Raw genomic sequence first — 13748 nt, 5'->3', positions numbered from 1 at the left:
AGTTAAGAAAAGTATAAAAAATATTCTCACTAATTCGAGCATGACTAATATTTACTGCCACTACAACGTACAAAGGCAGAAATCCATAAAACATTCGGGTATGGTAGATAACCAAACAGATAACAACAAAAGAGTTACCCATGAAGCTTTCAAAAATTAGCCATGCACTGCTTATTGCCAGTGTGTTAACACTCAGTGCATGCTCAGAACCAGAAACAATAAATAACACGCAAACAAGCACCCAAGAAAATAATGACTACAACCTAGTAAACACCCAACAATCGCGTCTTGATATTTATACAAACGTAACGTTAACCAGTGATTTATCGCATTTGACTGATAATCAGAAGAAAATGCTCAGCAAATTAATCGATGCATCTAAATTGATGGATGACCTATTCTGGAAGCAAAGCTTTGGAATGGATAAAACACAATTCTTAAGTAACATAGCGGATGAAAAAGTACGTCAATTTGCCGAAATAAATTATGGGCCATGGGATAGACTCAATGGTGATAAAGTATTTTTATCTGGCTTTGACCCCAAAACACCTGGCGCTGAATTTTACCCTCATAACATTACCAAAGAGGAATTAAACAGTTCATCGGTTAAAGATAAACAAGGCCTTTATTCAATTATCACACGTGATGACCAAGGCAACCTATCTAGTACTTCATATTCAGAAGTATTTCAAACAGAGTTAACAAAAGCCGCATCTTTATTACGAGAAGCCAGTAAGTTAGCCGTTGACAAAGAATTTGCCAATTACCTCAACCTACGTGCAGATGCATTATTAAATAATAGCTACCAACGCTCTGATCTCGCATGGATGGATATGAAAAATAACCCCATTGATATTGTTATCGGCCCTATTGAAACCTATGAAGACCAGCTTTTCGGATATCGTGCAGGATTTGAGTCTTATGTACTTGTAAAAGACTTAGCATGGAGTGAACGTCTCGCTAAATTTGCCGCATTTTTACCAGAACTACAAGCTGGCTTGCCTGTCGATGAAAAGTACAAACAAGAAGTACCTGGTTCTGATGCTGATCTAAACGCATATGATGTCATTTATTATGCCGGTCACTCCAACGCCGGCAGTAAAACAATTGCAATTAATTTACCTAATGATGAGCAAGTTCAATTAGAAAAAGGCACACGCCGTTTGCAATTAAAAAATGCGATGCGCGCGAAGTTTGATAAAATCATGCTTCCTATTTCTGAACAGTTAATTGTGCCTGAGCAACGTAAACATATTACATTCGACGCCTTTTTTGCCAATATCATGTTTCATGAAGTCGCACATGGACTGGGAATTAAAAATACCATTACTAATAAAGGTACCGTTCGTCAATCATTACAAGAGCATGCAAGTGCACTAGAAGAAGGCAAAGCAGATATTCTTGGCTTATACATGGTCGAGCAGTTACTTAAAAAAGGTGAGATAACAGACGGGACATTGGAAGACTACTACACCACGTTTATGGCTGGGATTTTCCGCTCTGTACGTTTCGGCGCATCAAGTGCCCATGGCAAAGCCAATATGATCCGCTTTAACTTCTTCAAAGAGCAAGGGGCATTCTCTAAAAATGCACAAGGTCTTTACAAAGTAAACATGGAGGAAATGGCAACTGCGATGCAAAACTTATCACAGTTAATTCTTACTCTACAAGGTGATGGTGACTACGAAAAAGTAAGCCAACTTATTGCAACACATGGAAGTATTAAAGCAGAGTTGAAAGCAGATTTAGCAAAATTGTCTGCAGCCAACATTCCAGTAGATGTCACATTTACGCAAGGTAAAAAAGTGCTCGGTTTGTAATTCGGTACTTTAAATTTAACACCATAATGGGCGCTACAACGCTAGCGCCTTTTTTAGTGATATAAGTTGCTCATTTGAATAAGGCACTGCTGGATGTAAGCCCCAAACTGGATTCGGCCATGCAATATCATTTGTAAACCGTGCAATGTGATGCACATGTAATTGCGGCACCATATTACCTAATGCAGCAATATTTAGCTTATCAGGATTAAATACTTCTCGTAATAACTCACTAAGCTTCGCTGATTCGGACCAAAAAAGGCTTTGTTGAGATTGACTTAAATCAATGATCTCTTTTAAATTATCAACTCTTGGTACTAAAATAAACCACGGGTACTGGCTATCGTTCAGCAATAATACTTTGCATAACTGCCAATCAACTAACTCGATACAATCACGCTTCAATTCTGGGGCGAGCTCAAATGTCATAATTACCTCCACTTACACTTATTATTATGTGAACTCTATCCCAATTTGTTGCCATTGCCTATGCTTGCCTATAACATCCAACCAACAAATCACTTTGATAAGGCCCTCTTGTGCGAGTTACTCTTTCGTCTTTAGCGTTATGTCTGCCGCTTATATTGTGCAGTGCAACCATTGCAGCAAAACCCCTCTCCCTTGAACGTATTTTTGATGACCCAAACTTAGCAGGCAAAGCCCCTGTTAAACTCAAATTTTCTCCTGATGGCAAACGTGTCACGTATTTACAAGGTAAAACAAACGACTATAACCGTTACGACCTTTGGGAGTACAACCTAAAAGACAAATCTAACCGATTGTTAGTTGACTCAGCCGCGCTGTTTTCAGGGCCTGAAACTTTATCTGACGAAGAAAAAGCCCGTCGTGAACGACAACGGGTTTTTGGTCGCGGTATTCTCGAATACACATGGTCAAACGATGGAAAAGCCTTATTGTTTCCTTTAAATGGCGACCTATATCATTATCAAATAGACTCTGGAAAAAGTAACAAACTAACAAATACACCTGCTTTTGAAACCGATGCTCGCTTCTCTCCAAAAGGCAACTATGTCTCATTTATTCGTGAGCAAAATTTATACGCTCTTGAACTTGCCAGTGGTAAAGAAATTGCGCTCAGCACGGATGGCGGCGGCGTCATCAAAAATGGCATGGCTGAATTTGTTGCGCAAGAAGAAATGAGTCGTATGACCGGGTACTGGTGGTCAGGTGATGAGAAAAAAATCGCCTTTACTCGTATCGATGAAAGCCCTGTAGAAGAAGCAATTCGTAACGAAATTTATGCTGATGAAGTTAAACTATTCAATCAGCGTTACCCATTCACAGGTACAAGTAATGTCAAAATAGCCCTAGGTGTAGTTAAGCTGAATAACCAACAGGTTGACTGGATTGACTTAGGTAAAAATGAAGATATTTACATTGCCCGCGCTAAATGGCTTAAAGATGATAAAACACTGTCATATCAATGGCAAAATCGCTCTCAACAAGCATTAGAGCTGCGCTTTTATAATACCAAAACAAAACAGCAAACGGTTGCGCTAACAGAGCAAAGTGATACTTGGGTTAACTTACACTTTGACTTACGCTTCCTAGCCGACAAAAAACACTTTGTGTGGGCCTCTGAACGTGATGGATATAAACATTTATACCTCTATCGAACCAATGGCCAACTCATTCGCCAAATCACCAAAGGGGAGTGGATTGTCGATAGTATAAAAGGTATTGATGAGACTAAAGGGATCATCTATTTTGCTGGTCGTGCAGATACACCTCTAGAACAACATTTATATAGCGCCCCTATATTCACATCAGGCAATACCAAACGCATCACACAAACGGGCAGCTATCATAAAGTCGTTGTCGCCAAAGATGCTAAAACATTTATTGATAATAGCTCCTCAGTTAACAAACCCAACTCTGTCGCGCTACGCAAAGCAAATGGAGAGTTCATTACTTGGCTAGAGCAAAACAAGTTAGACGGTACTCACCCACTTACACCTTATTTGAGTAAGTTGGCGGAACCTGAGTATGGCACCATTAAAGCCGAAGACGGACAAACATTGCATTACCGTATTTTCAAACCTACAAATATGGAAAAAGGTAAAAAGTACCCTGTTATGGTCAATGTATACGGTGGACCACACGCACAGCGGGTTACCAACAGTTGGCGTAGTAAAAACCTTTACTTTCAATACATGGCACAACAAGGGTATGTGATTTTCCAATTAGATAACCGTGGTTCATATAACCGTGGGACAGCCTTTGAAGCGCCAATATATAAAAAGTTAGGTGTTGTCGAAGTAGCTGACCAAATCAAAGGTGTTGAGTTCTTGCGCTCGCTTGATTACGTTGACCCGACAAGAGTTGGTATTTACGGTCACAGTTACGGTGGGTATATGGCACTTATGGCTATGTTTAAAGCTGGTGATTATTTCCAAGCAGGTGTTTCAGGTGCCCCAGTGACTGATTGGGCTTTATACGACACCCATTACACTGAGCGCTACCTAGGGCACCCGCAAAGTAACGCAACAGGCTATGCACAAAGTGCTGTCTTCCCTTTTGCTGATAATTTAAATGGTCCATTGATGATTTATCATGGTATGGCTGATGACAACGTGTTATTTACTCATGCAACTAAACTCTTTAAACAGCTTCAAGACAATGCGAAACCATTCGAGATGATGACATACCCAGGTTCAAAGCACAGCTTACGCGGAAAGAAAGTGCAAACCCATTTACATCAAACGATCACAAACTTTTTTAACCGTCACTTCAACATGTAAATTTAGCCAAAAAGCCCATATTTGTGGGCTTTTTCTTAGACCAAAATCTAATTGTATTCCTTGTTAAACAAAAACAAATAACCCTTTGCTTTTAAAGATAAAAACATCTTAAAAATGTACTGACAGACTCTCTTTATTTCTTTATCTTAAAACCTCGCCCGTTATCTTTATGCACAGGACTGTGTATTTTTAGCAAGGAGATTGATATGCAGATTTTAAGACGATTTACGATTTTTCAACGCCTTATGATGTTACTCATGGTAGTCATATTAGGACTAATTATTCTAAGTCTGACAAATTTAACTCAGCAGTACGCCACTCTAAAAAAACAACAATATGAAAAAACCAAAAACTTGGTCGAAACTGCACACAGCTTACTCTCTGTATATCACCAACGACAAGTAACAGGCCTCTTAACAGAAGCTGCCGCTAAACATGCTGCGTTAACCGCAATCAAAGGGCTTACATATGACAGTGATAACTACTTTTGGGTCAATGATTTCACCCCAACGATGATTATGCACCCACTGAAACCACAGCTCAATGGAAAAAATTTAACGAATAGCAAAGACCCTGACGGGACCCCTTTATTTGTAGAGATGGTGGACAAGGTTGTCAATCACGGGGAAGGGTTTGTGCCTTACAAATGGCCTAAACCTGGCGCAAAAACACCGGTAGATAAAATATCATTTGTTAAAGGATTTCTCCCATGGCAATGGATAGTCGGTTCTGGGGTCTATTTAGATACCATAGATGACGCATTTTCAGAGCTTCGCTGGCGTATGATCATAGATGTTATTATCATCGTTATTGTTTTAGCCATCCTTTGCACCATTATTAGTAACAGCATTTTAAATCCAATTCGCCTGGCAACAAACATGATGAAAGATATCTCTCAAGGCCAAGGAGACTTAACCCAACAGCTGAACGAGCAAGGCAACGACGAAATTTCTCGGCTTTCACGGTACTTCAATTTATATACTGAAAAAATGCGCCAATCCATTTCTCAAGTCGCTGAGAGTGCTGCACATTTGGGCCTCTTTGCTAACCAAGTAAATGAAGCAGGCGCCATAAACTTAACCCACATAGAACTACAAAATGACAATAGTCAGCAGGTTGCTACTGCCGTTGAACAAATGAGTACACAAATAACGGCAGTCAATGAAAATGCTCGCGCTGCTGAAGTCGCAGCCGCTGATGCACTGCTAAATAGTGAGCAGGGTAAGCTAGTTGTTGCAAATACCATTACTGCCATTCAAACTCTGTCAACCCATATCCAAAGCGTAAGTAAAGTATCTGCAATTTTAGCAACCGAGAGTAATAACATTGGTTCTGTACTGGATGTCATTCGTGGTATTTCAGAGCAAACAAATTTACTTGCTCTTAATGCGGCAATTGAAGCAGCCAGAGCCGGAGAACAAGGCCGAGGGTTTGCGGTCGTAGCCGATGAAGTGCGCACCCTAGCAAGTCGCACTGGGCAAAGCACAGACGAAATCCAAAAAATGATTGAAAAGTTGCAAAAAAATGCCCAAGAAACGGTGAAGGCCGTGCAGTTATGCCAAGAAATATCAACCAGTACAGTAAAACAAGCTAGCGGCACTGACCAATCCCTAGATGAAATAGGAAGGTTAATCAAAGTGATAAGTAAAATGAATAGCCATATTGCAAGAGCAACTCAAGAACAAAGCAGTGTTGCGCAAGAGGTCAGTTTACGTATTACCGATTTATCTAAAGCTACCCACCAGTCTCTAGACACAACTCATTCCCTAACGGATGCCAGCCTTGATCTAAAACAATCCAGTCATCATTTGGATGACATCGTGCAGCGATTTAAGATTTAACCTATCCCAAGGTACATTACAACTAGGCAACAAATAATTACATTCGCTGCCTAGTGTAATTTGGAGTAATTGAACAAACCACTGACGAAGTACAGACGTCAGATTAACTGTTCACCACTCAACAGCTATAGGCAATAGCGTGCAAATAGGCTAGATACCGTTGCAGCAGTTGGTTTTCCATGCTGCCAATCTCCCCCTTCAACACCACTTCCTGCAATGTCCATATGAACATATGGAATAGGCTGCTGTGCATCACAGCCGTGTTTATCTAGCCCACCTACTAACGCTAAAAATGCCATTGGAAATTGATGACCCCTCGCAGTGATAGCGGATGGCGCATTATTACTTGAAATAACGTCATCAGCCAAAGTGCGTGGTTTTATAAAGTCATAATCTTCACGACGACTACGCGATAGCTCTGCACCATCAGCCCACAAATCTCCCATATCAGCTAATTGACGAGATATTTTTGCTGTACGTGCCGGGCCGTTTTCAACATAAGCACTATATGGACCCACTGCGCGTGCTGCATGCCCCGTCAGTGTCGCGACTGTAAATAGTTCAGGGTTAACTTGAGATTTAGCCAAATCCTTCATTTCACTCAGTAAGTCGCCCATGGCTAAACGTCCTTCAGCATCGGTATTACCTATCCGAACATTAAGACCTTCACGGCATGTTACAATTTCATCTGGTACAAAACAATCTGAGCCAATTGAGTTACGTACAACGGCTAAGTAAGCAATAACTTTGACGCCTTTAGGTTGATATTCAGCAACGGCTTTCATAAAACCTGCTACAGATGCTGCCCCGCCTTTGTCTCGGCTCATACCAGCCATAAAACCACCCACTTTCAAATCAGCACCACCAGTATCGTATACCAAGCCTTTACCAACAAACATTAGAGTACGGGTTACTTCATCTGTAGGCGTATACTCCAACTTAACAACACGAGGGTGATGACGTTCAACAGCATAAGACGCACGCGCTACCATACCCAGCATGGGGTAGTCATTTTCAATTTTATCAATATCTGATATCACTTCAACGGCCACAGAGGTGTTCACAAATAATGCTTCACAGTAATCAGCAAAACGTGGCGGTGCCATTCTTTCTGGCTCTGTGCCACATAAATCTCTGGCAGCATATTGACCTGCAGCAATCGCATTTAATTGCTTCGTCTGCATTTCAGTCGCCCCGACCATATGTATTACAGTAATAGGCTCAATACTCTCACCACGATATTCACGTGCTTCAAGCGGTTGCCACAATGCTTGACAAGTGCCTAAAAAAGCCACTTCTAATGCGTTTTTGTAGCGCTCATCAGCAGGTAATCCTACAACCATCAATGCTGGGTTTGTTATACCGGCTGCTTTTGCTTCTGTAATCGCCGATTTAGCTGCGTCAAATACGCGGCGTACATCATCATAATCGCGGTGCAATGGTCCAGTAGGCGACACAATCAAACGTTTGCCAGGTAAGTCATTGGCAAGCACTAACGTTGCTTTATTGGCGATACGTTGATCGACCGCCAAATAAGGGGCCAAAGTGGCGTTCAATTGAGTATGACCAAGATCATGCACATTGGCTGTAATTACAATCACTGCATCTGCATCTTGAGTTAAAAAATCATGACAGGGTAACGCGAGAGGGAAAGACATAAAAAGGGCCCTTAAAGAGTAACTTAAGGGCCCAATTATCAGCTATTGAGTGGGGGTTTACCAGTTTGTGCGATAAACCTCAAATTGCGTTTGTATCACTGAGTTTGCTTATGCGTAGCGTTATCTTTCCTAAGCCGAGTTATTACTGACCAAGCTTCTAACATCACTAACACGCTCACAACGAGTACGACAATATCTAAACTCACCAATAACCAATTTCCTTGCTCATAATATTCAACAAGCTTAATTAACCCAGCAAAAAAAGCCATCACCAGCACAAAGCTCATTGGGATCAAAGTAAATTTTGCAGGACGACCCAGCTTAATTAAATATACAGAAATCACCAATAACGTTAAGCTGGCTAATATTTGATTGGTTGAGCCGAATAATGGCCAAATGATCATTCCACCGCTACCTGACGCCCCACCAGCACCAAAAGCGAGTAACAAACAACATGCGACGGCGATAAACGTCGCGATTACACCATTTTTGAGCAATTTCAGTTGATAAATATCCCCCCACTCTTGGATAATGTAACGCTGTAATCTCACCCCTGAATCCATCGTCGTTCCAGCAAACAAAACCACCATCACAGCGAGTAAAGTCGCTGCTATTTCAGCTGAAATCCCCCATCCATTACTGATTAAATTCGACCCCCCAGTAATAAATGCAGACACACTCCCAGCGCCCAAATGACTATATATCTCATGCCACTCTTCAGGTGATACAGCAAGCATCACGCCACTCACAGCAACCAATGTGATCAAAGCCAAACACCCTTCACCTACGGCGCCCAAATACCCGACAAACCGACCATCGGACTCTTTGTTTAATTGCTTTGAACTGGTGCCAGAAGAAACAATGCCGTGAAAGCCAGATACAGCACCACAGGCAATCGTGACAAATAACAAAGGAATGATACTTGGCGTATCAACAACGGTTTGCGTATTAAACGCCGGCGCCGTGATATCTGGCATTACCACAAACACCGCTCCGTACAAGAGCACTAAGCCAACCAAGAGTTGCATACCATTAATAAAATCTCTCGGTTGCAATAGCATCCATACAGGTAGTAAGGACGCCACTGCGGCATAAATAAATAAGATCACAATCCAGTTCGCTTTGTCTGTCAGTCCGAGCAACTCACTTGGCAACGAAATTGGCGCACCTGACCCTATGTAAATTGTTGCATATAAAACAGCCACACCGACTATACATAATGGGACTAAGGGGATTTTTCGCTTCAACAATTGGCCAATCACTAAAGCTACAATAATGGCAGACCAAGCAGGTAATACCGCAGTTGGGTTCGCGACAAATGAATTCGCGATCACCACACCAAATACCGCATTTACCATCAGTAGCACTAAGAATACGACGATCATAAATAATGCGCGCGTGCGTTTACCAATAACCGTTTCTGAGAGTGCGCCCATTGACTTGCCTTTATGGCGCGTACTTGCCCATAAAGCGCCCATATCATGCACGCCAGCAAAGAAAATTGTGCCTAAAACAACCCATAAGACCGCGGGTACCCACCCCCAATACACCGCTATGGCAGGCCCTACGATAGGTGCAGCCCCTGCTACAGACGTAAAGTGATGCCCCCATAAAACAACTTTGTTGGTTGGCACATAATCAACACCATCGTTCAACTCATGGGCTGGAGTGATAAAGCCATCATCCATTTTAAATATTTTTTCAGCAATGAACTTCGAATACACAAACCATCCAAATATCATTCCGGCAATACCAAACAGTACAATCATAATCGATTGCATAGCGGGCTCCTGTTAATTATTATTTTTTGTTAACTTTACGTTATCATAAATACAGCTCACAGCACTTATCTTTTAGTCTAAATCAAATAAACCGAGTTGAGGTTGGCTGTGCTTTGAATCTAATAACCCAATCTGAATACCGATAAGCCGGACGGGTTTGTGTCGATAACGCGCCAGTAACTCATTCAATAAGTTGCACAACACATTGGCATCTAACACATCGAATTGACACTCTTTGCTGACTTGTTGAAAATCGAAAAACTTAACTTTCACCCCCAACTTAGCAATACCCCGCTCTTGAATATGCTTAACAGCCCGACGATTGAGCTCTGGTAGTAAATCATTGACTAAACGCGCTTTTAGTACTTCGAATTCACTCGTATCTTCACTAAATGTGGTTTCTACCCCTACTGATTTTCTTACCCTATGAGTCTCAACTCCACGCTCATCAATCCCCTGACATCGACGCCATAACACACCACCAAATTTACCAAAACGCTGAGTTAAAAAATGCTCTTCACACGCTTTGATATCTTTCCCGTACGCCAACCCCATCGCTTGTAGCTTTTGTTGCGTCACCTTACCAACACCAGGTATTTTTTTAAGCGCAAGCGTATCAATGAAATCGCCCACCTCTGATGGGGTGATCACAAACTGTCCATTGGGTTTATTTTCATCACTGGCTATTTTGGCTAAAAACTTAATTGGGGCAACACCAGCAGAAGCCGTTAATCCGGTTGCATCAAAAATATCTGCACGAATTTTTTCAGCAATTAACGTCGCACTGCCAGCGCAGTGCCGACTGTCAGTCACATCTAAATATGCTTCATCTAACGACAGCGGTTCTATCAAATCTGTATATTTTGAAAACACCGCTCTAATTTGCACCGAAGCCTCTTTATAAACAGGCATTCGCCCCGGCACAATGACTAAGTTTGGACAGAGTTTCTTTGCCTGATAGTTAGACATAGCAGAACGAACACCAAACTCTCTTGCTAAGTAATTTGCCGTTGACAAGACACCTCGATGACTATTTCCACCAATCGCCATAGGCACATTTGCCAGCTCAGGGTTGTCTCGCATTTCCACCGCAGCATAAAAGCAATCCATATCAATGTGTATAAATTTACGCATCACAAACTAAACTGTATTTATATACAGTTATTATGACCCTAAATTTCCTATTTATGCAACTTTTCCTATTCTCTTATTTACACTACAATGTTAACTCTTCTGACTTATCACAGTCACTTCAATAACAACAAGGAGTTAGCATGCAATTTAGTCGTTTAGGTCGCAGCCAACTTAATGTCTCTCGCATCTGTTTAGGCAGCATGACTTGGGGTTTACAAAATAATCAACATGACGCCGATGAACAAATTAACTATGCATTAAGCAGAGGCGTAAATTTTATTGATACTGCTGAGATGTATGCTGTCCCCCCATCACCGCAAACTTATGGTAAAACAGAAGCGATTATTGGTAACTGGTTAACTCGCCACAAAGAGAAGCGTGACCAACTCATCATCGCCACTAAAATCGCAGGCCCTGGGCTCAGCTGGGTTAGAAATGGCGCACCTATCTCTGGCCAGTCTATTATCGAAGCCGTTGATGATTCATTAGCGCGTTTGAATACAGACTACATTGATGTTTACCAACTACATTGGCCCAACCGCAGTACACCCCACTTCGCCAAACACCAACCTGGTGAAATCAACTTTTCAAACGTGAATTCTGAGCAAGAAACTGCCGATATGCTGGATATTTTACAAGGGCTTGCACACTGTATTGAAGCCGGAAAAATTAGGCACTGGGGTCTATCAGATGACACAACATGGGGCATAAATACATACCTTAGACTTGCACGTGAACACAGCTTACCTGCGCCAGTATCTATTCAGAATGAATTTAGCTTATTACATGCTAAAGACTGGCCGTATCTCATTGAAAACTGTGTTCACGAAGATATCGCCTATTTACCATGGTCACCTTTAGCAGCCGGCATGCTGACAGGGAAATACATCGACGGTGCTCGCCCTGCTGGTAGTCGATGGACTTTGATGCAGCGGCAAGGGCTATTTAGAGATACTAAATATAGTAATCAAGCGACGAAACTTTATGTCGATATCGCGAAAAGCCATGGGTTAACGCCGGCTCAATTGGCGCTGGCATGGTGTAACCAAGTCGATGGTGTCACATCGACCATTATCGGTGCAACCAACATGTCACAACTCAAGGAAAACTTAAACGCGTTCGAGCAATCACTGACGAGTGAAGTACTCGAAGAGATAACACAAGTATTTAAACAATACCCAGCACCGTTTTAAACCGCTACACGTCCCGACCAAGGAAAAAACACAACATTGTTTTTTCCTTGGTTTTGTATCTGGCATCATTTTACGTATAATTACGGGCTTTGTGATCATCGGCCCGTCTCTTTTTATGCGTAGTTTAAACTCAACCCCCGTAAAGCCTCTGCTGGGGACCCAATTTACCCGCCAAACAACGCGGGCTATCGTGCTCGATGGTGATAAAATATTACTCTTGTATACGGCTAGGTATGACGACTACACCCTGCCTGGTGGTGGCGTTGACTCTGGTGAATCTATCCAAGATGCGCTACTTAGGGAATTACAAGAAGAAACGGGAGTGAGGCAAATAACCCAGATTGAAGTTTTTGGCAGATATGAAGAGTATCGACCTTGGTACAAAAACGACTTTGATGTGATTCACATTGTTTCAGATTGCTACATATGTGATATTTGCGGTCACTTTGATACACCGAAAATGGAAGACTATGAAACCGCTAACGGTATGTCTCCAATGTGGGTTGATATAAATACGGCAATCGAGCACAACAAAAAAACCCTCGCAAACAGTCAAAAGCAAGGCCTATCACTTATTAGGGAAATCTCTCTACTTGAGCAAATCAAAGATCACTATATGACAAGCAACCATAGCGAATAGTGGTTAACGCCTTAACATAGAAATTCAGCATCGATACTTTATCGACCATAACAAAGGCTGTTTATTCAAGGTTCACAACTATGACTGGTGTAGGTTATGAGTAAAGCCCTTTGTCTAAAAGGAACTTTCTAGATACCTATTTGTCATAACGTCACTATTGATATTGGGGTTTCTACGTGCAACTTACTATAAAAACAGTGCTTTACTCTGCTGTATTACACATTGCCGTTTTATACTTATTCAATTCACAAAACCACATTACGATTCCCCATTCGATAACCCCTGCGCTAAAAACTTATTTAGTTATAGAGACTAACAATAAACTTTATCAAGAAGAAAAAAATATTGATGCTTATCAACATCTTAACACGGAAGCATCAGCACCAATCAAAACAAGTCTCACACCAGATCCGAATAAAACACGTCCCATACCGACATCACTCAAGCCAATATCAGACTCTCAGCCTCATGCCCCAAAAACCACAAAGATACCAACAACAAAATTTGATATTAATCCACGTAAGTTTCTACAACACGTTAAAGCTCAAGGTCTGGCGCATACGACCTCTCTTTCTTCGAGTCCACACAACCGAAAAAATAAACGCATCATCACACACACCCTAAATACACTAAATAAGCAACCAAAAGTCATCGCAAAGAACCACACATTCACTGAATACCAGCATAATAATACGTGCTATAAAGTATTTAATGGTGACGTTAACAATCGCGTTGCAGATTCAGGGTTAACCACGCAATGGCAAAGTTTACCTTATACCTGTAATAACACCAAGGTAACTCAAGCATACGACAAAGTAATGAATAAATGGCTTAAAAAAAGCCATAACACTTGCATTAAAAACAAGTAAACAACTAATAAATAAGAACTTTAAATTAAAAGTAGAATTACCTCTATCCC

The 13748-nt window shown here is 41.4% G+C and carries 10 protein-coding genes; 6 read left to right on the top strand and 4 right to left on the bottom strand.

The window, feature by feature from the left end:
* Positions 1–140: 140 nt before the first annotated feature.
* Complete coding sequence (locus PAUR_RS04585) at positions 141–1820, top strand: dipeptidyl-peptidase 3 family protein (protein WP_192506644.1); 1680 nt, start codon at positions 141–143, stop codon at positions 1818–1820.
* Positions 1821–1853: 33 nt separating this feature from the next.
* Here PAUR_RS04585 and PAUR_RS04580 read toward each other — a convergent pair whose 3' ends face one another.
* Complete coding sequence (locus PAUR_RS04580; RefSeq protein ID WP_192506643.1) at positions 1854–2249, bottom strand: HIT domain-containing protein; 396 nt, start codon at positions 2247–2249, stop codon at positions 1854–1856.
* 110 nt (positions 2250–2359) lie between these two features.
* On the opposite strand from PAUR_RS04580, the gene PAUR_RS04575 reads away from it, so the two are divergent.
* Both PAUR_RS04575 and PAUR_RS04570 read left to right on the top strand, forming a co-directional pair.
* The gene (locus PAUR_RS04575; RefSeq protein ID WP_192506642.1) at positions 2360–4582 is read left to right on the top strand and encodes a S9 family peptidase; all 2223 of its coding nucleotides are present in this window, start codon (positions 2360–2362) and stop codon (positions 4580–4582) included.
* A gap of 206 nt (positions 4583–4788) precedes the next feature.
* The gene (locus tag PAUR_RS04570; protein WP_192506641.1) at positions 4789–6423 is read left to right on the top strand and encodes a methyl-accepting chemotaxis protein; all 1635 of its coding nucleotides are present in this window, start codon (positions 4789–4791) and stop codon (positions 6421–6423) included.
* Positions 6424–6548: 125 nt separating this feature from the next.
* Here PAUR_RS04570 and PAUR_RS04565 read toward each other — a convergent pair whose 3' ends face one another.
* The 3 genes from PAUR_RS04565 to dinB all read right to left on the bottom strand — a co-directional run bounded on the left by PAUR_RS04565 (position 6549) and on the right by dinB (position 10996).
* On the bottom strand, positions 6549–8081 hold the full coding sequence (locus PAUR_RS04565) for a M17 family metallopeptidase (RefSeq protein WP_192506640.1): 1533 nt from the start codon (positions 8079–8081) through the stop codon (positions 6549–6551).
* Between the two features lie 95 nt (positions 8082–8176).
* Positions 8177–9862: a carbon starvation CstA family protein gene (locus tag PAUR_RS04560; protein ID WP_192506639.1), complete on the bottom strand. Its 1686-nt coding sequence runs from the start codon at positions 9860–9862 to the stop codon at positions 8177–8179.
* A 72-nt stretch (positions 9863–9934) separates the two neighbouring features.
* Entirely contained in the window at positions 9935–10996 is a 1062-nt protein-coding gene (dinB, locus tag PAUR_RS04555; RefSeq protein ID WP_192506638.1) for a DNA polymerase IV, read from the bottom strand.
* A gap of 140 nt (positions 10997–11136) precedes the next feature.
* Here dinB and PAUR_RS04550 point away from each other — a divergent pair, with 140 nt between their 5' ends.
* From PAUR_RS04550 to PAUR_RS04540, 3 genes are all read left to right on the top strand, one after another.
* Complete coding sequence (locus PAUR_RS04550) at positions 11137–12189, top strand: aldo/keto reductase (RefSeq protein WP_192506637.1); 1053 nt, start codon at positions 11137–11139, stop codon at positions 12187–12189.
* A gap of 115 nt (positions 12190–12304) precedes the next feature.
* The gene (locus PAUR_RS04545) at positions 12305–12829 is read left to right on the top strand and encodes an NUDIX hydrolase (protein WP_192506636.1); all 525 of its coding nucleotides are present in this window, start codon (positions 12305–12307) and stop codon (positions 12827–12829) included.
* Positions 12830–13005: 176 nt separating this feature from the next.
* Positions 13006–13698 carry a hypothetical protein gene (locus tag PAUR_RS04540; RefSeq protein ID WP_192506635.1) on the top strand — a complete coding sequence of 231 codons (693 nt, stop codon included), beginning with the start codon at positions 13006–13008 and terminating at the stop codon, positions 13696–13698.
* The last annotated feature ends 50 nt before the right edge of the window (positions 13699–13748 follow it).

The organism is Pseudoalteromonas aurantia 208 (assembly GCF_014858725.1).
In the GTDB taxonomy this organism is placed as follows: Bacteria; Pseudomonadota; Gammaproteobacteria; order Enterobacterales; family Alteromonadaceae; genus Pseudoalteromonas; species Pseudoalteromonas aurantia.
Note: the sequence above shows the minus strand (reverse complement) of the source record. Positions and strands in the feature narration are given on the sequence as shown.